17 protein-coding genes are annotated in these 18,695 nt (G+C 63.5%); 7 read left to right on the top strand and 10 right to left on the bottom strand.

Annotated elements, in window-relative coordinates; translation table 11 throughout:
• Position 1: 1 nt before the first annotated feature.
• The gene (locus TM49_RS21910) at positions 2-730 is read right to left on the bottom strand and encodes an SDR family oxidoreductase (RefSeq protein WP_045684350.1); all 729 of its coding nucleotides are present in this window, start codon (positions 728-730) and stop codon (positions 2-4) included.
• Between the two features lie 105 nt (positions 731-835).
• Between TM49_RS21910 and TM49_RS21905 the strand changes: the two genes are divergently transcribed.
• Together TM49_RS21905 and TM49_RS21900 are read left to right on the top strand one after the other, a co-directional pair.
• Positions 836-1,729: a LysR family transcriptional regulator gene (locus TM49_RS21905; RefSeq protein ID WP_045684348.1), complete on the top strand. Its 894-nt coding sequence runs from the start codon at positions 836-838 to the stop codon at positions 1,727-1,729.
• A gap of 83 nt (positions 1,730-1,812) precedes the next feature.
• Positions 1,813-2,577: an SDR family NAD(P)-dependent oxidoreductase gene (locus TM49_RS21900; RefSeq protein ID WP_045684346.1), complete on the top strand. Its 765-nt coding sequence runs from the start codon at positions 1,813-1,815 to the stop codon at positions 2,575-2,577.
• A gap of 70 nt (positions 2,578-2,647) precedes the next feature.
• Here TM49_RS21900 and TM49_RS21895 read toward each other — a convergent pair whose 3' ends face one another.
• From TM49_RS21895 to TM49_RS21875, 5 genes are read right to left on the bottom strand one after another with little or no spacing between them, the layout of a single operon-like run.
• On the bottom strand, positions 2,648-3,460 hold the full coding sequence (locus tag TM49_RS21895) for an ABC transporter ATP-binding protein (protein ID WP_045684345.1): 813 nt from the start codon (positions 3,458-3,460) through the stop codon (positions 2,648-2,650).
• The gene (locus TM49_RS21890; protein ID WP_045684343.1) at positions 3,457-4,260 is read right to left on the bottom strand and encodes an ATP-binding cassette domain-containing protein; all 804 of its coding nucleotides are present in this window, start codon (positions 4,258-4,260) and stop codon (positions 3,457-3,459) included. Before TM49_RS21890 ends, TM49_RS21895 begins: the two co-directional genes overlap by 4 nt.
• Positions 4,257-5,075, bottom strand: a complete 819-nt coding sequence (locus tag TM49_RS21885; RefSeq protein ID WP_045684341.1) for an ABC transporter permease — start codon at positions 5,073-5,075, stop codon at positions 4,257-4,259. Before TM49_RS21885 ends, TM49_RS21890 begins: the two co-directional genes overlap by 4 nt.
• Positions 5,072-6,016: an ABC transporter permease gene (locus TM49_RS21880; protein ID WP_045685680.1), complete on the bottom strand. Its 945-nt coding sequence runs from the start codon at positions 6,014-6,016 to the stop codon at positions 5,072-5,074. The genes TM49_RS21885 and TM49_RS21880 overlap by 4 nt, the downstream gene beginning before the upstream one ends.
• A gap of 33 nt (positions 6,017-6,049) precedes the next feature.
• A complete protein-coding gene (locus TM49_RS21875; RefSeq protein WP_045684339.1) occupies positions 6,050-7,543 on the bottom strand; it encodes an ABC transporter substrate-binding protein in 1,494 nt (497 codons plus the stop codon).
• Between the two features lie 264 nt (positions 7,544-7,807).
• Between TM49_RS21875 and TM49_RS21870 the strand changes: the two genes are divergently transcribed.
• The 5 genes from TM49_RS21870 to ureG all read left to right on the top strand — a co-directional run bounded on the left by TM49_RS21870 (position 7,808) and on the right by ureG (position 11,432).
• Complete coding sequence (locus tag TM49_RS21870) at positions 7,808-8,671, top strand: GNAT family N-acetyltransferase (protein ID WP_045684337.1); 864 nt, start codon at positions 7,808-7,810, stop codon at positions 8,669-8,671.
• Positions 8,672-8,878: 207 nt separating this feature from the next.
• Complete coding sequence (locus TM49_RS21865) at positions 8,879-9,418, top strand: peroxiredoxin (RefSeq protein WP_045685678.1); 540 nt, start codon at positions 8,879-8,881, stop codon at positions 9,416-9,418.
• 155 nt (positions 9,419-9,573) lie between these two features.
• Positions 9,574-10,089, top strand: a complete 516-nt coding sequence (ureE, locus tag TM49_RS21860; RefSeq protein ID WP_045684335.1) for an urease accessory protein UreE — start codon at positions 9,574-9,576, stop codon at positions 10,087-10,089.
• The gene (locus TM49_RS21855; protein WP_244464765.1) at positions 10,004-10,753 is read left to right on the top strand and encodes an urease accessory protein UreF; all 750 of its coding nucleotides are present in this window, start codon (positions 10,004-10,006) and stop codon (positions 10,751-10,753) included. The genes ureE and TM49_RS21855 overlap by 86 nt, the downstream gene beginning before the upstream one ends.
• Positions 10,754-10,820: 67 nt before the next feature.
• Entirely contained in the window at positions 10,821-11,432 is a 612-nt protein-coding gene (gene ureG / locus TM49_RS21850; RefSeq protein ID WP_045684334.1) for an urease accessory protein UreG, read from the top strand.
• Positions 11,433-11,780: 348 nt separating this feature from the next.
• Here ureG and TM49_RS21845 read toward each other — a convergent pair whose 3' ends face one another.
• The 4 genes from TM49_RS21845 to TM49_RS21830 form a co-directional block, all read right to left on the bottom strand.
• Entirely contained in the window at positions 11,781-12,467 is a 687-nt protein-coding gene (locus tag TM49_RS21845; RefSeq protein WP_244464764.1) for a Crp/Fnr family transcriptional regulator, read from the bottom strand.
• 413 nt (positions 12,468-12,880) lie between these two features.
• Complete coding sequence (locus TM49_RS21840; protein ID WP_045684331.1) at positions 12,881-16,165, bottom strand: efflux RND transporter permease subunit; 3,285 nt, start codon at positions 16,163-16,165, stop codon at positions 12,881-12,883.
• An 11-nt stretch (positions 16,166-16,176) separates the two neighbouring features.
• A complete protein-coding gene (locus tag TM49_RS21835; RefSeq protein WP_045684329.1) occupies positions 16,177-17,361 on the bottom strand; it encodes an efflux RND transporter periplasmic adaptor subunit in 1,185 nt (394 codons plus the stop codon).
• Between the two features lie 315 nt (positions 17,362-17,676).
• Positions 17,677-18,678, bottom strand: a complete 1,002-nt coding sequence (locus TM49_RS21830) for an ABC transporter substrate-binding protein (protein WP_045684327.1) — start codon at positions 18,676-18,678, stop codon at positions 17,677-17,679.
• Positions 18,679-18,695 lie beyond the last annotated feature (17 nt).

Raw genomic sequence — 18,695 nt, 5'->3', positions numbered from 1 at the left:
GTCAGACCATGCCGCCATTGACGCGGATTACCTGGCCGCTGACATAGGCACTGGCCGGGCCGGCGAGGAAAGCGACGACTTCTGCGATGTCGGCAGGCTCGCCAAGACGGCCGGCGGGGATCATCCGGGTGATGCCGGCGACCTGTTCGTCGCTCTTGTCGCCGAGGAAAAGCTCGGTTGCGACCGGGCCGGGGGCGACCGCATTGACGGTGATGCCACGGGCGGCAAGCTCCTTGGCGGCGATCTGCGTCATTGTCTCGACGGCTGCCTTGGTTGCGGCATAGACGCCGTAGGTCGGGAACTTGGTGCCCACCACGCTGGTCGAGAAGTTGATGATCCGGCCGCCGTCGGCAAGCCTGTTTCCGCCTTCGCGGATAGCGCGGAAGGTGCCGCCGAAATTGACGGCGACCTGTCGTTCGAAATCGGCGTCGGAAAAGGCCGAGAGCGGCGCGAGCTTCATCATGCCGCCATTGTTGACAAGGATGTCGGCCTTGCCGAAGTGCTGCTCGGCGGCGTCGAAGAGTGTTTTCATGCCGTTGGCGTCGGCGATGTCGGCCTGAACCGCGACGGCCTTGCCGCCCTTTTCGGTGATCGCGGCGACAACCGCGTCAGCGGCTTTACTGTTTGCGGCATAGTTGACGATGACATTGATGTTCTCGGCTGCGAGACGCTTGGCGATTTCGGCGCCGATCCCGCGCGATGCGCCGGTGACGATGGCTGTTCGGGTCATGTTGATCTCCTGTGTTTGAAGCGATGGGTGGAAGATAATCGCCTGTGCAGGAGAAACAATTGCCCAGCAATTGACATCATAATTCGCGTATGGTGAACAATAGCCATGGACAGGCTTGATCGCATGCTGCTTTACACCCGGGTTGTCGAACGCGGCAGTTTCTCTGCGGCGGCGCAGGACCTGGGGCTTGCCCGTTCGACCGCAACGGCGGCAATCAAGACGCTGGAGGCCGATCTCGGCATCCGGCTGCTCGAACGCACAACGCGCCATGTGACCACGACGCTCGATGGCGAGGCCTATTATCGCCGCACGATTTCCATCCTTGCCGATATCGAGGAGGCCGAGAGCGCGTTTCGCGGCGGCAATCCCGGCGGGCTGTTGCGTATCGATGCCCACCCGCATCTCACCCGCACCTTCCTGCTGCCACGGCTGCCGGCGTTTCTGGCGCGTTATCCGGGGTTGAAAATTCACTTCGGTCAGGGCGATCGCTACGTCGATCTCGTGCGCGAGGGCGTTGATTGCGCCATACGGGCCGGCGAGCTGGATGATAGTGGCATGATCGCCCGCCGGCTCGGGGCGCTGCGCGAGATCACCGCTGCGAGCCCGGCCTATCTCGCCGAACACGGCACGCCGATGACGCCCGACGATCTTGCGGGCCACCTGGGAGTCGGCTTCATCTCTTCGCGCACCGGCGAAGTGATGCCGCTCGAACTGCTGGAAGGCGGCAAGACGCGTTTTGTCGGGCTGGAGTGTCGGGTCACGGCGAATGATTCCGGCACGGCGCTGGAACTGGCGCGGCTTGGTCTCGGGCTGGTGCAGGCGCCGCGCTATCATTTCGAGGCAGACCTCAAGGCCGGCCGCATGGTGGAGGTCCTGCCCGATTTCCCCCCACCGCCGACGCCGCTTTCGGCCGTCTATCCGCAGAACCGCCAGACCTCGTCGCGGCTCAGGGTATTTCTCGACTGGGTCGGCGACATCTTCGCCGGAAGCGCGCTCTGAGGCCGCATGACATTTGGTTCATCTTGCTTGTCTTGGACCCTGCCAACCCCCACATGAAGGTAAGGCAATCATGGGAGGAAACGATGACCATGCTGAAGGAAAAAGTTGCCATCATCACGGGCGGTTCGGGCGGTATAGGCATCGCCACTGCCAAGCGCATGACCGCCGAAGGGGCCAAGGTGCTGCTGGTCGATCTCGATGAAAATGCGCTGAAGGATGCGGTCGCCGAACTCGGCCTCGACAAGGCCGCATATGCCAAGGCCGATGTCACCGATCCGGTCCAGACGAAGGCCTATGTCGCCGCCGCCGTCGACACGTTCGGAAAGCTCGATATTGTCGTTGCCAATGCCGGCATCGAAGGTGTGGTCAAGCCGATCAGCGAATATCCGCTCGACATGTTCGACAAGGTGATGGCCGTGAATGTCCGCGGCGTCTTCCTCGGCATCAAATACGCGATGCCGGAACTGAAGAAGACGAAGGGCAATGTCGTCATCATGTCATCGGTCGCCGGTCTCGGTGGCACCCCGGATGTTTCGGCCTATATCACCTCCAAGCACGCACTCGTCGGCCTGATGCGCACCGCTGCGCTCGAAGGCGCCCGCGATGGCGTTCGGGTCAATTCGATCCATCCTTCACCGGTAGAGACGCGGATGATGCGTTCGCTCGAGGAGGGGTTTGCTCCTGGCAAGGCGGCGGAGGCGAAGAAGGGCTTTGCCACCAGCATCCCGCTGCAGCGCTATGCCGAGCCAGACGAGATCGCCGACGCCGTCGTCTATCTGACGAGCGACCAGGCGAAATTCGTCACCGGCGTTCGCCTGCCCGTCGATGGCGGCATGACGGCCGATTGACGCCGAAAGCCTTATTGAAAGTCTCTCCCGCGGTTTTGTCAGAACCGTGAGAAAAGCCCGATCTGCATCGTCAGGTCGGGCTTTTTGCCGCGCCTGGCCGCTCCTGTTTTCGCCTCCGACCGATCGCCGAAAGCGTCGGCTCGGCGGCGATCAGGCGGCGGGTATAGGCCTGCTCAGGGCTGTCGAGCACGGCCCGCACCGTTCCCTCCTCGACGACCTGCCCAGCCTGCATCACGGCCACACGGTCGCAGATTTCATCGACGATGCCGATATTGTGGGTGATCAGCAGGACCGCCAGCCCGTGGCTTTCGCGCATGCCGAGGATCAGCTTCAGCACCTGCGCCTGCACGGTCACGTCAAGCGCGGAGGTCGGTTCGTCGGCGACGATCAGTTTTGGCCGGGTGATCAGCGCGCGGGCGATGGCGATGCGCTGACGCTGGCCGCCGGAAAACTGGTGCGGATATTTGTCGATGTCTGTCGCCGCCAGGCCCACCTCTTCGAGAAGGGTCGCGACGCGCTCCCGCCGCTGCCGGCCCTTCGGCGCTTCGGCAACGAGCGCCAGCGGTTCGGCGACGATGTGGCCGACGCTCAGCCGTGGATCGAGCGATCCGTAAGGGTCCTGAAACACCATCTGGAAATGGCGCCGGAGCGGCCGCAGGCGGCGCTCGGACAGGGCGAAGATGTCGTCGCCCTCAAACAGCACCCGGCCCGATGTCGGCCGGTCGAGCGCCATGACGAGCCGCGCGAGCGTCGATTTGCCGGAACCGCTCTCGCCGACGATGCCGAGGATTTCGCCCGGCGCAACCTGCAGCGAAACGCCGTCGAGCGCCGTTGTGCCCTGATAGCGCCGCGAGAGGTTTTCGACCTTGAGGAGCGTGGTCATGGCGCCGTCTCCAGCCCGGCGCGAACCCGGCGAGGAAGGGCGGCGATCAGGCGGCGGGTATAGGGGCTTTGGGGGCTGCGGAGCACGACCGCGGTCGGACCTTCCTCCATCGTGTTTCCGTCCTGCATCACAAGCACCCGGTCGGCCATGCGGGCGACGACGCCGAGATCATGCGAGATCAGGATCAGCCCGATCCCCATTTCGGTTACGAGATCGTCGAGAATGTCGAGGATTTCGGCCTGCACCGTGACGTCGAGCGCGGTGGTCGGCTCGTCGGCGAGCAGAAGTGCCGGTTTAAGGGCGAGCGCAATGGCGATGCCGATGCGCTGGCGTTCGCCGCCGGAGAGTTCGTGCGGATAGGCGCTAATCCTGCTTTCGGCGCGGGCGATGCGGACCATGTCCATCAGCTGCAGCGCCCGGGCATGGGCGTCGGCACGGGAGATTGTCGTGTGCAGCAGCAGAGCCTCGGCGATCTGGTGGCCGACGGTCATGGCCGGGTTTAGCGCCGTCATCGGCTCCTGGAAGATCATGCCGATCTCGGCGCCCCGCAGCCGGTCGAGCCGTCGTTCCGGCAGGGCGAGCAGGTTTTCGCCGTTGAAGTCGATGGTTCCGCTCGCCCTGGCATTGGCGGGAAGCAGGCCGATGATCGCAAGCGCCAGCATCGACTTGCCGGCCCCGCTCTCGCCGACGATGCCGAGCGTTTCGCCGCGGCCGAGCGACAGGCTGATGCCGTGGACGACTTCGACAGGGCTGTTCCGTCCGGTGAAACCGATGCTGAGGTCGCGAATGTCGAGCATCATTCGCCCTCCCGCCGGCGTGGATCGAGCGCCCGGCTGAGGCCGTCGCCGAGAAGATTGAAGCCGAGCACGGCGAGCGTGATGGCGAGGCCGGGCGCCAGCACCAGATGCGGGGCGGCGGAAAGATAGGTCCGGGCATCGGCAAGCATCCGCCCCCAGCTCGGCGTCGGTGGCGGCACGCCAAGGCCGAGAAAGGAAAGGCCGGCCTCCGTCAGGATTGCGAGCCCGGTCTGGATCGCAAGCTGGACGATGATCTGCCCGGCGATATCCGGCAGCACATGGCCAAGCGTGATCCGGAAATCGCTGAGGCCCGCCATGCGGGCGGCCAGGACATAGTCGCGGGCGCGCGCCTGCAGGGCGGCCCCGCGCGTCACCCTGGCGAAGACCGGCACCATGAACAGCGCGATCGCGACGATGGTCGTCTGCGGCCCGCCGCCGAGAACGGCGGCAATGAGCAGCGCCGAAAGCACCGGCGGAAACGAGAACAGCACATCGGCAATCCGCATCGTCACGGCTTCGAAGCGCCCGCGGCGTGCGGCGGCCTCCGCGCCGATGGCGACCCCGAGAATGGCACCGAGCGCCACCCCGGTGATGGCGATCGAGAGCGAGGTCCATGCTCCGGCCATGATCATCGAGAATTCGTCACGGCCAAGCTGGTCGGCGCCGAGCAGGCCCCCGGGTCCCGGGCCCTTCAGCCGGTTGACGATATTGATGGCGGCCGGATCGGCCGGCGTCCAGAAGCGGCTCACGACCGCCGCCCCGATCAGGAGCATGGTGATGACGCCGCCGATCAAAAGCCGTCCGGGAAGCCGTTTCATCGGCGCACCCTCAGGCGCGGGTCGATGATCGTATAGAGCGCGTCGACGATGAAGTTCAGCCCCATGACGATCATGGCGAAGAACAGCGCCACGTTCTGGATGACGATCAGGTCGCGCTGCGCCAGCGCCTGATAGGCAAGCGTGCCCATGCCGGGCAGTGTGAAGACATTTTCGATCAGCACCGTGCCGGCAATCAGCACCGAGACCTGCAAGCCGAGCATGGTGACGACGGGTATCAGCGCATTCGGCAGAACATGCCGGATGAGCGCATGGGTGCGGCTTGCCCCCTTGGCGCGGGCGGTGCGGACGAAATCCTCGCCTGTGATGTCGATGACGGCCGCGCGTGTCACCCGTGTCAGCACCGCCGCTTGCGGGATGGCGAGCGCCACGGCCGGCAGGGTGAGCGCCGTGAGCGCCGGCAGAAGCCCCGCATCCCAGCCGGGAAAGCCCCCGGTCGGAAACCAGCCGGTGGCGAGCGCGATGCCGAGGATCAGCAGCAGCCCGATCCAGAAATTCGGCACGGCAATGCCGAGTTCGCTGAAGGCGGTGGCAACAAGGTCAACGGCCCCGTTCGGCCGGGCGCCGGCGAAGGTGCCGAGCGGCAGCGCGATCGCCAGCGAAAGCGTCACGGCCAGCCCCGCAAGCGGCAGCGTCACCGCCAGCCGTTCGCCCATCAGTGTCGCGACCGGCGTCGAATAGGTATAGGACATGCCGAGGTCACCATGGGCGAGGCCGGAGAGCCAGGCGAGATAGCGCCACATCAGCGGCTGATCGAGGCCGAGCTGATGGCGCAGCCCCGCGAGCGTGTCCGGCGCTGCCGAGGTGCCGAGCATGATCTCGGCCGGATCGCCCGGCACGGCCGAGATCATCAGGAAGATGACGAGCGAGATGGCCAGCAGGCTTGCGACCAGAATGGCGAAGCGCCCAAAAATGCGGCCGATCGTGCCGCCGGCGGCGCGCCTGTCATCATTCACTCAATTGCTCCAGTAGGCTTCCGTCATGTCGTTCGAGGGCACCGGCTCGTTCGTCCAAAGGCCCTTGAGCCCGGCATTCCAGATCCCGATTTTCGGCCAAGCATAGAGAAACAATGCCGGCACGTCTTCTGCCAGAATTTCCTGTGCCTTGCGGTAGCCCTCGAGCCGCTCGTCGGGGCTGGTGGCGTCGGCGATCGCGGTCATCGCCGCGTCGAAATCCGGGTTGTCATAGTTGAAGTAATAGGGATGGCGGGCATAGATGCCGATGTCGAGCGGCTCGGCATGGCCGATGATGGTCATGTCGTAATTGGTGTCCTTGAACACATCCTTGATCCAGGTCGCCGGAAATTCCGAGGATTCGATCGTTGCGGTCACGCCGATCTGGATGAAATAGGCCTGCATGATTTCGGCGGCGCGCTCCGCATAGGCGCGGTTCGGCACTTTCATGGTGAATGAGAAGCCGTTCGGATAGCCGGCCTCGGCCAGCAGCGCCTTTGCCTTGGCTGGATCGTAAGGCAGCACGCCGGTCAGGTCTTCATAGCCGGCATCGGAGGGCGAAAAATGGCTGCCGATCGGCGTGCCGTAACCCGAATTCGTCGCGTCGACGATGGCCTGCCGGTCGATCGCCATCATCAGCGCCTGTCGCACGCGTTTGTCGCTGAAGGTCTCGCGGGTGCTGTTCATGCCGGCGACAACCTCCATGCCCGTGGAGCCGATGACGACATCGAAACCGGCCTTGTCCTCGAACTGGTTGACGAGTTCGGGCGCGCCGAATTCCGGCATCGCATCGACGCCGCCGGAGGCAAGCGCGGCGGCCTGGGCCTGTGGGTCGGCGATGAAGCGGAAGGTGAGTTTGTCCAGTTTCGGCTTGTCGCCCCAGTAGCCGTCAAAGGCTGAAAGCGTCACCTCGTTGCCCTTCTTCCACGCCTCGAACTGAAATGGTCCGGTGCCGACCGGATGGGTCGCCTCGTCGGCGATGCTGTTCGGCTCGACCATCACGGCGGCCGGAAAGCCGAGCCAGTAGAGAAGATCGTAGGACGGATGCGACAGCGTCAGCACCAGCGTCTTCTCGTCCGGGGCGGCAACGCTTTCGATGGCGCTGTAGAGCGCCTTCTGTGGATTGACCGAGTCGTCGGCGATAATCCGCTCGAGCGTGAACTTCGCCGTCGTGGCGTTGAAGGGCTCGCCGTTCTGGAAGCTGACGCCCTCGCGCAGATTGAAGGTGTAGGTGAGCCCGTCATCGGAGACTGCCCAATCGCTGGCCAGCGCGGGCGCGATCTTGCCGTTTTCATCGATTGTCACCAGCCCCTCGAACAGGTTTTTCCACACCACCTGGCCGATCGCGACCGGGGCCGCCGCGGTCGGGTCGAGCCCGGTCGGCTCGATCGACATGCCGATGACGGCATCCGTGCGCGGCGCGGCTATTGTGCCTGTTGCGCAAAGCAGCGCGCCGAACAGTGCGGTTGCGAGGACTGTGCTGAAATGACGGGTCATGGGGGCTCCCTGCCGAACGGTTTCGGTGGGCCTTCTATAACGAGGCGGAGGAAAGAGTGTAAACAATTTAATGGGAAACTCAGTCGTGTGTTGCTGAAACCGTTGCGCTGATGCAGGCGGTGCTTCCGGAATACTGGCGGTGGATGAGGTATTCATTTTCGTTCTGCCGACATCACCAGATTTCATCAGAACGGCCTTTTTTGCCCGTTTACCACCTCGTCTGCGGCCGCCAAACTGGCGACCTCCAAAACGGTGGGTGACGTTATGTATGAAGTGAGAAAACTGCAGGCGGGAGAGGCAGAAGCGGTGCGCGCCTTCCTTGAGGCTCGCGCCGAGAGCAGCATGTTCCTGCTGTCGAATATCGCAGCCGCCGGCATCGGCAATCCGAACCTGCGCTATGGCGGCGACTACTGGGGCGCCTTCGACGGCCGCCTTGTCGGCGTGCTTGGCCATTTCTGGAACCACAACGTCATTCTCCAGGTCCCGGATGCGGCGGCGCGCGTGGCGCTTTTCGCCGAAGTGCGCAAATCCCTGACGCGACCGGTCGCCGGCATTCTCGGTCCGGATGATCAGGTCGCCGATGGCCTGTCGCGGCTCGCGCTGAGCGATGCGGATTTCGCCGCCGATCTTCGCGAACAGCTCTTTGCGCTGCCGGCCACGGCGCTGCTCATGCCCGCGCCAAAGGGTACCGTCAGCGTCTATCACTGGAAGGAAGGTGACCCGGCGCTGATGCGGCGATGGCTGCGCGACTACAACCTCGAGACGCTCGGCGCCGAGCCGGGCGAAAAGCTCGACCAGGAAATGGCCGCCGCCGTGGCGATGGCGGCCGGTTTGGATCGCTGGGTGCTCGAGGTGAATGGAGCCCCGGTCGCGCTCGCCGGCTTCAATGCCAGGGTGGACCGTCTGGTGCAGGTCGGCCCGGTCTGGACGCCGCCGGAAAATCGCGGGCGCGGCTATGCCCGCCTGCTGCTGGCGCTCATCCTCGAAAAGGCCTTCGCCGAGGGAGCGACGAAAGCTGTGCTGTTTACCTCGAACCCGGCGGGTGACCGGGCCTACCGTGCCGTTGGCTTCGAGCCCTGTGGCGATTACCGACTGGCGATTTTGAAGGCGCCGGTAAGTTTGCATTGACTGACATAGCCGGCGCTGCCGCGCCGAAACCGGGGCGGACCTGCGAAAATTGCGGGTGGCGTAGCTATGCGCCTGCTGCATATGAGCCATTACCTTAGAATTATTCCAGGTTAATGCCTTTATTCCCACTCGAATCTTGATAAAATCAAGCCAGATTTCAGTCACCATCGACTAACCTTCCCAAGCTTGAATTACATGGAGATGAGAATGATCGGCCGTAAAGTTCCGAACGTGACCTTTCGCACCCGCGTCCGCGACGAAAGCATCGAGGGCCCGAACCCGTTCCGCTGGCAGGACATGACCTCGGACGACTACTTCAAGGGCAAGCGCGTCGTGCTGTTCTCGCTGCCGGGCGCCTTTACCCCGACCTGCTCGACATACCAGCTTCCCGATTTCGAAAAGCTTTTCCCTGATTTCCAGGCGGCCGGCGTCGACGACATCTACTGCATGTCGGTCAACGATGCCTTCGTCATGAACGCCTGGGCGAAGGGCCAGAACCTTCAGAACGTCAAGGTGATCCCGGACGGTTCGGGTGAGTTCACCCGCAAGATGGGCATGCTCGTCAACAAGGACAATCTCGGTTTCGGTATGCGCTCCTGGCGTTATGCGGCCGTCATCAACGACGGCGTCGTCGAGAAGTGGTTCGAGGAAGAGGGCTTCTCCGACTTGTGCGAGACCGACCCCTACGGCGTCTCCTCGCCGCAGAACATTCTCGAAAACATCCGCGAGGAAGCGAAGGCGGCCTGAGGCCCCTTCTTCTCGATGAATTTCAGGCGGCCGTTCACCGGCCGCCTTTTTTGTGGCCAGGCTCGCCCGGCGGCACGCGCTTGCCAACCGTCGCAATCTTGTTATGAATGCACATGCGTCCGGTATCGTTTCAGGCGGACGCGTTAGGGGAAAGAATGCAACGTGTGACCACCTATATTCCGGCAGGCGAGGACGACGGCTCGCTGTCCGGGCGCATCGAGCTGACCCATGACGACCGGCACCTGCGCCGCAAGGCGCTGAAGCTTGCCGATGGCGGCAGCGTCATGCTCGACCTGAAAGAGGCGGTTCTGTTTGCGACCGGTGATCGGCTGGTGCTGGAAGACGGCTCGAAGATCGAGATCGTCGCGGCGCCCGAAGAACTCTACGAGGTGCGCGCCCGCGATCCGCTGCACCTGATCGAACTCGCCTGGCACCTCGGCAACCGTCACCTGCCGGCGCAGATCGAGCGCGGTCGCATCCTGATCCTGCGCGACCACGTGATCCGGCAGATGCTGGCCGGCCTCGGCGCCACGGTCGGCGAGGTTGTCGAGCCGTTCCAGCCGGTGCGCGGCGCCTATCACAGCCATGGCGGTCATGATCATCACCACGATCATCACGACCACGGCCACGGAGACCACGACCATCACGGCCATCACCACCACCACGATTGACGGCGCTGCCGTCTCGGGCGCACCGCTTCTGAGGCTGCTCGCCTGGTTGTCGCCAGCCTTTCCGCTTGGCGGCTTTTCCTATTCGGGCGGGTTGGAACGCGCCGTGCATGATGGCCTGCTGAAGCATGCCGGCGACCTCGAGCTTTGGCTCGCAACCGGCCTCGAACATGGCTTCCTTTGGAATGATGCCGTGCTGCTCGCTGCGAGCCATCGGGTCGGCGATGACGACATCGGCGCGATTGCCGCGCTTGCTGCGGCCCTTGCCGGTTCGCGCGAACGCCATGCCGAGACCCTGGCGCTCGGCGCGGCCTTCATCACCGCCGCCAGCGCCTGGCCGTCTCCGGTGCTGGAGGCGCTGCCGGCTGAGACGGCGCTTCCCGTTGCCTTCGGCGCGGTTGCCGCCGCCCATGGCATTGGTCTCGAGGCCGCCTGTCAGGGGTACCTGCATGCCCAGGTCTCGCAATCGATTTCCGCCGCGATCAGGCTGTCGCTCGCCGGACAGGTCGCCGGGTTGAGCGTGCTCTCGGCGCTGGAGGCAAACATTCTGGCGGCAACGGCGCGGGCAGCCGCCTCCAGCCTTGACGATTTGGGCGGGTGCACCTTCCGCGCCGATATCGCCGTGCTGGGTCACGAAACCCAGCACTCTCGGTTGTTCCGCTCCTGAACTTCAAGTGATCGCCCGCGGCGATCGGACATGCGCATCGGCTGATGCGATAAAGACGAGGTAGACCATGAAATCCGCAAACGGCCCCCTTCGCGTCGGCATCGGTGGCCCGGTCGGCTCCGGCAAGACGGCGCTGACGGAAAAGCTCTGCAAGGCGATGAGCCGCGACTATTCGGTCGCCGTCGTCACCAACGATATCTATACCCGCGAGGATGCCGACGCGCTGGTGCGCATGCAGGCGCTGACGTCGGATCGCATCGTCGGCGTAGAGACCGGCGGTTGCCCGCACACCGCCATCCGCGAGGACGCCACCATCAACCTGCAGGCGATCGCCGAGCTCAACAGCCGCATTCCCGATCTCGACGTGATCTTCATCGAGTCAGGTGGCGACAACCTCGCTGCCACTTTCTCGCCCGACCTCGCCGACATCACCATCTACGTGATTTCCGTCTGCCAGGGCGAGGAAATTCCCCGCAAGGGTGGGCCGGGCATCACCCGCTCGGATATCCTGATCGTCAACAAGAAGGATCTGGCGCCCTATGTCGAGGTCAATCTCGATGTCATGGCATCGGACGCCGACCGCATGCGCGCCGGGGGGGCCACCGTGTTCACGGACCTGAAGCGCGGCGAAGGCGTCGAGGCGATCGTTTCGTTTCTGAAGGAAACCGGCGGGTTGTGAGCATTCGGCCGTTGCTGCCCTGATAGCCAAATCGATCTCTCCCCTTGAGGGAGAGATGCCCCGACAGGGGCAGAGAGGGGTGAACCCTCGCTGCGAATTCGGAGTCTGCGCCTTGTGTCCGGTACCCCTCTCTGTCGCGTTCGCGACATCTCCCCCTCAAGGGGGGAGATTGGTTGGCGGCATTTTGCGCGATTTCGTCAAGCTGGGATTTCCTAGTGCCTGCGAGGTTATAGCGTCAGCCAAGAAGCTCAACAAATAAAACACCGGCGGGACGTTTGTCCCGCCGGCTCTCTGCTTGCATTGATAGGGTCGGCCGTATGATCGGCGCGCTCGAAAGTCCGTCTGTAGTTACAGACGTCTCAGCGCATCCATATCCTCAATCTCGATGATACGGCCGTGTACCTGGACGCCGAGTTCCTTCAGCGTCGCGAATGCGCGGGAAAGCGCTTCGGGGGCAAGCCCCAGCTTTCCGGCAAGAAGGCTCTTCTGGAAGGCGAGGCGGAAGGAACCGGAGGATTCCTGACCTTCGCACTGTTCGAGAAGATAGAGCGCAACGCGCTGCACGGCGGTGTTCAGCCGGTCGTTGGCGATGCAGTCCATTGTTTCCTGAAGCTGGCCGGAGAGTGAACCGGCAATCGCCCGTGCCAGAAGCCCGCCATCCGAGTTCGCCACATGGCGCACCTTGGAAAGGTCGTAGCGTGCCAGCATTGCCTTGTCGGCAGCCTGGGCGTGATACTCGTAGGTGTCGCCGCCGAAGACGAGGTCGTCGGCAAAGCTCTCGCCCGGTCCGCAGACCCGGATATCGGCTTCGCGGCCTTCGCTGTTCTGGCGGTAAAGCCGGACGTAGCCGGAAAGCACGCTGTAAAAATGCGTCGCCGGATCGCCTTGGCGGAATACCACGTCGCGCGGATAGCAATTGGCGAAGGTTGCGCACTCCATCAGCCGGTTCATCGTTGCCATGTCCATGGAAGAAGTCAGCCTGGTTTCCACAAACAGTGTCTTCTTGCGTTCGTTCAGCAAAAGGGTCCTGTTCACTGTTCCATCTCCTCGCCCAGCCCCGCGGCGACCGGACATTCAGCTGCCTCAACTGCCGGACCGGTGCACGCCGCAATGTCGCCGGTGGCGATGCAGGGCGGTTTGCGCTTGGGCACGCATTGCCCTGCCGTTCAAATTCCCAGTTTCCGTTTCCGGGCTGGTCAGCGGGGCGGTTTTCCTTGCCTTGCATCGAGAATATCGCCCTTTCGCTTGTGACAGACGTTAGTTGTAGCGGGCCGCGGGAGGATTGATTTCAATCAATGGAAGTAAGTTTTTTTGATATTTGCGCTTTTCTTGCAGAGGCAGTGTTGCAAATGGCAAAAGGGCCGGTTCGACACCGGCCCTTCGCGCAAATCGGTTTAAAGAAACCCGGCCTTTCCACAGGGCGTGGCAGGCCGGGGCTTTTGCTCGCCTCAGGCCATGCCGTGTCGGCCGTAGCCGTCGCCCTTGTGCTCGATGTCGTCGAGACGTTCTTCGAGTTTGGCAATTTTCGCTTTGTTGGCTTCGCCGAGATACGCCACGGTCTCGGTCGTGTAGACGACATCGTTCGGGTCGCGGGTGCCGATGAAGCGGCTGAATAGCCGGCGCAGCAGCCGCGCGAGATCGTCCATGATGGTAAAGAACGCCGGCACGACGAGCAGGCTCAGCACCGTCGAGACGATGATGCCGCCGATCACCGCGATGGCCATCGGCGCGCGGAAGGCCGAACCTTCGCCGACGCCAAGGGCTGCCGGCAGCATGCCCGCCGACATCGCTATCGAGGTCATGATGATCGGCCGCGCGCGCTTGCGTCCGGCCTCCACAAGCGCCTCGCGCCGCTCGAGCCCCTTCCAGATCGCCTCCTTGGCGAAGTCGACCAGCAGGATGGCGTTCTTGGTGACGATACCCATCAGCATCAGGAGGCCGATCATCACCGGCATCGATAGCGGTTCGTCGGTGAGGATCAGCGCGATCGCCACCCCGCCCAGCGCCAGTGGCAGCGAGAACAGGATGGTGAAGGGCTGGATCACGTCCTTGAACAGCAGGATCAGCACCGCCAGCACCAGGAACAGGCCGAGCATCATCGCATTCATGAAGCTCTGCTGCATTTCGGCGAGGATCTTGGCGTCGCCGCTCTCGGCAAGGCTCACGCTTTCCGGGATTTCGGTGTTCTCCACGATCTCGCGGAACCGCGCCGTCGCCGGATCGAGCGCGACACCTTGCGGCAGGTTGGCGCCGATGGTCACCACGCGGTGGCGGTCATAGCGGTCGACGGTGGCGACGCCCTCGGAATAATCGACATCGGCGACGACCGACAGCGGCACCATGTCGCCGGAGGCCGTCTTGACCTTCAACGCCCGGATCTCCGCCAGATCACGCCGCATCTCGAGGTCGGTGCGCACCCGGATCGGGATCAGCCGGTTGTCGAGCGATATCTTCGGCAGGTTGGCGTCGATGTCGCCGACGGTCGCAACACGCACCGTATCGGAAATCTGCGCCGGAGTGACGCCCAGACGCGCAGCGATCTCCTTCTTCGGCCGGATCTTCAGCTCCGGCCGCGGCAGTGCGCCTTCCGAAGAGACCTTGTCCAGCATCGGCTCGGCCCGAAGCTTTGCTTCGAGAATGGCGACGGCCTCCTGCAGGTCTTCCTCGTTGTCGGAGAGGAAGTTGAACTGGATGTCGCGCTGGCCGCGGTCGTTGAGCTTGGTGACGCGCAGGTCCGGAATGTCGGCGAGGTCGGCGAGGACATCCTGCTCGATCTGCCACTGCGGGATCTGGCGGCCATGCGGCTCGAGCTTCGGTAGGTAACGGCCGATCAGCGGTATGCCGCCGATCACGTCGTTGACGATCGCCTCGGAGAGCGAGTGATCGAGATTGTTGAGCGTGACCGTGATCGTTGCGCGCCGGTACTCGAGGTCGCCGAGCGGCGAGGAGCCGCCGAGCACGGTGACGCTGTCGACACCCTCGAAACTTTCGATGCGATCGGCGATCTCGTTGGTGATCTCCTCGGTATCGGCAAGCTGTGCATTCGGCGGCAGTTCGACCGAGAGCACGATGCGGGATGCATCTTCCGGCGGCATGAAGCTGCCCGGAATGCGCATCAGGAAGAATAGCGAGATGGCGAGGATACCGATTGCCATCAGCAGCGTCACGTAACGCCATTTCGTCGTCCAGCGCACGGCGGCGGTGTAGCCGCGCATAAGCCGGCCGTCATGCTCCTCGCTGTCTTCCTTCTGCTTGTGCTTCACCGGCTTCAGGAAATAGGCCGCCATCACCGGAGTGATGAGACGGGCAACGACCAGCGAGAAGAACACTGCAAAGGCAACTGTCAGGCCGAACTGGATGAAGTACTGGCCGGGAATGCCGGGCATGAAGGAAACCGGCGCGAATACGGCGATGATGGTGAAGCTCGTCGCGATCACCGCAAGGCCGATCTCGTCGGCGGCATCGAGGGCGGCACGATAGGGCGACTTGCCCATGTTGATGTGCCGCTCGATGTTCTCCACTTCCACGATCGCATCGTCGACCAGGATACCGGTCGCGAGCGTCAGCGAGATCAGGCTCACGAGGTTCAGCGAAAAGCCGAGCATGTCCATGATCCAGAAGGTCGGGATCACGGAGAGCGGCAGTGCCACGGCGGCGATCAGCGTCGCGCGCCAGTTGTGCAGGAACAGGAAGACGACGATGATGGCGAGGATCGCGCCCTCATAAAGCGTGTCCAGCGCGGCGGTATAGTTGCCCTTGGTGAAATAGACGGCGTCATCGATCAGCGAGATCGTCACGTCCGGATGCTCGGCGCGGACCTCGTCAAGGGCTGCCGCCACTTCGTCGGCCACGGTCACTTCGCTGGCGCCCTTGGAGCGGAAGACGCCGAAGGAAACGACGGGATCGCCCTCGTAGCGGGAGAAGGTGCGTGGCTCCTCATAGGTGTCGGTCACCGTGCCGAGATCGGAAAGCCGGGCAAAACGGCCATTGCCGAGTGCAATCACGGTGTTGGCGAGATCGGAGACGCTGCGGGCGTCGCCGAGCGTACGGATCGCCTGTTCGGCGCCGGCCACCTGGCCGCGGCCGGAGCCGACATCGGCATTGGTCTGGCGCAGCTGCGCATTCACGTCGGAGGCCGTGATGCCATAGCTTGCGAGCTTGTCGGCATCGAGCGAGATCTGGATCTCGCGGTCGGCGCCACCGTAGCGGTCGACCCGGCCGACGCCGGAAATGCCCTGCAGCGCCCGCTCGATCGTGTCGTCGACGAACCAGGAAAGTTCCTCCAGCGACATGTTGGGCGAGGAGACGGCAAAGGTCTGGATGGCCTGGCCCTCGACATCGATCTTGCGCACCACCGGTTCGTCGGCGTTTGCCGGGAGGTCGGAGCGGATATTGTCGATCGCGTCCTTGACGTCGCGCAGCGCCTCGTCCGGGTTCACTTCCATGCGGAACAGGACGGATGTCGTAGAGACGCCGTCGGTGACAGACGAGTTCAGCTCATCGACGCCGGTGACGCTGGCGATCGCGTCCTCGATCTTCTTGGTCACCTGCATTTCGAGCTCGGCGGGGGCCGCGCCCGACTGGGTGACGGTGACGGCGACGACCGGCACGTCGATGTTCGGGAACCGGGTGATCGGCATGTCGCGGAAGGCCTGCAGGCCCATGAACAGCAGCAGGCCAAGCAGCAGCAGGGGCGCAACGGGGTTGCGGATGGCCCAGGCGGAGAAGTTCATCGCTCAGGCCCTCAATTGGTGGCGCCGGCAGGTGCCGGGACCGGATTGATGCGGTCGCCTTCGCGCACATAGGCACCGGCCTTGGCGACGACCTGGTCGCCTTCGTCAAGTCCGTCGACGATCTCGACGCTGTTGCCATCCTGAATGCCGGTTTCGACCGAGACGATCTCGACCACGCCATCCTTGACGCGGCGCACCGACGAACCTTTCTGGTCAACATTGACCGCCGTCAGCGGCAGCGCCAGGCTTTCCGTCTCCTCGACGATGATCTCGGCGCTCGCATACATGCCAGCGCGGGCGCGCTCCGGCGTATCGATGGTGATGAACACGTCGCCAAGCCGGGTCGTGTCGTCGACCGTTGGCGACACCAGGCGGACGGTACCGGTGATGGTGGCATCGGCGCCGACGAGGCGGATCCGCGCCTTCTGTCCGGCCTCGACCTTCATCAGGTTCGATTCCGGCACCTGGGCGTCAAGCTCGATGGCGCCATCCTCCATGATGGTGAACATCGGATTGGACGAGCCAGAGGCGATCGCGCCGATGCGGGCATTCTTGGCCGAGACGACGCCGGCGACCGGCGCCTTGATCTGGGTGCGGGCAAGCCTCAGCTCGATATCCTTGATCTGGGCGTCGGTGACGACGATATCGGCCTCGGCGACGCTGACGGATTCGCGCGCGGCGGCCGCACTGGCATCCGCGCGAAGCGCCTCGGTCTCGGCCTGCTCGCGGGCGGAGGTGGAGACCGAGCCATTCTCGGCAAGCCGCTTGGTCCGCTCGAACTGGCGACGGGCATCCGTCTGCGCGGCCTCGCTTGCGGTCAGCTGTGCCTTCAGCTGGGCGAGGCTTGCCTCGGCCTTGGCCTTGTTGGCCTCCAGGCGGCTCTTTTCGAGCAGCAGCGCATCGGTCCTGAGCGTCGCCAGCACCTGGTCCTTCTCGACGTGATCGCCGATATCGGCAGTAATGGTTTCGATGGACAGACCCTCGACCAGCGGCTGGACATAGACCTCCTCCACGGGGCGGATGGTGCCGGTGGCGAGAACCACTTCCGTCAGCGGCTTCACCAGTGCATCTGTGACGACGATCGAGGGCAGGTTGCTCGTTTCTTCGGCCGGCGGCGTGTTGGCTTCGGCGGCGAGAAGCGGCGTGGCGGTGAGCGCCAGAACCACGGATGCGATGGAAGCAAGGCGGAACGTCATGTCGATATACCTCTTACGGCCGGAAGGAGGCCTTCAGTTCAAGAGCCAGCATGGCAATATGGCGCGGTCGCATCAAATAAAGCGCGTCAGCAGACGCGGCGGACGGCGGTGTCAGGGTCCCAATCATCCGCATCCCGAGGGCAGTTCGGCATGGGCCTGTATGATTTCAAGAAGGCTTGTCACAAAAACCGAATTAATTGAACCAAGTGGTTCGATTATCGCATGAGGTGATGCAAAAATGCAATACACGCGGCGCTCGAAAGGCCGCGTGCAACTTTATTTAATCAAGTGATTCAACAGAATGGCCGGGTCGCCTCAGTTCGACAGCGCCTTGTCGGTGATGTCGAGCGTATAGGCGCCTTCCGGCTCCTTGGTGATCGCCGGATTGTCCGGGGATACGGCCGACAGCAGCGTGTGGACGGTTTCCGTGTAGTCGTCGACATCGAGCGCGCCGTTGGACCCGGCCGTCAGCTTCGCGACTTCGCCCATCATGTACTGCTGGTGCTCGAGCGTCTGGGCACCGGTGTCGTCATATTCGATGACGATTTCGGCAGCTTCGTCCGGGTTCTCCTCGGCATATTTCCAGCCCTTCATCGACGCGCGGACGAACTTGACCATCTTCTCGACGAATTCCGGATCCTGCAGGTCGTCTTCCATCACGTAAAGGCCGTCTTCCAGCATGCCGACGCCTTCGTCGCGATAGTTGAACACAGTCAGTTCGTCTTCCGAGATGCCGGCATCGAGAACCTGACCATATTCGTTATAGGTCATGGTCGAGATGCAGTCGGCCTGCTTCTGCAGGAGCGGGTCGACATTGAAGCCCTGCTTCAGCACTTCGACGCCCTCGTTCGAACCGTCGGTCGGCAGGCCAAGCTTGGCCATCCAGGCGTAGAACGGATATTCGTTGCCGTAGAACCAGACGCCGAGCGTGTGGCCGGGGAAGTCGGCCGGCGTCTCGATACCGGTTTCCTTCAGGCAGGTGAGAAGCAGGCCCGAATTCTTGAACGGCTGGGCGATGTTGACGAGCGGAACGCCGCGTTCGCGCGCGGCCAGGGCCGCTGCCATCCAGTCAACGATGACATCGGCGCCGCCACCGGCAATCACCTGCTCGGGAGCAATGTCCGGGCCGCCCGGCTTGACGGTGACATTGAGCCCTTCGTCATCATAGTAGCCCTTGTCGAGGGCGACGTAGTAGCCGGCGAACTGGGCCTGCGTAACCCACTTTAGCTGCAGCGTGACGTCGTCATCGGCGAAGGCCTGTCCCACACCGAGAAGCATGGTGCCGGCGGCAAGTGCCGTCATAAGTGTCGATTTCATGTCTTGGTTCCCCTTTT

It is taken from the genome of Martelella endophytica (genome assembly GCF_000960975.1).
Taxonomy (GTDB): Bacteria; Pseudomonadota; Alphaproteobacteria; order Rhizobiales; family Rhizobiaceae; genus Martelella; species Martelella endophytica.
Note: the sequence above shows the minus strand (reverse complement) of the source record. Positions and strands in the feature narration are given on the sequence as shown.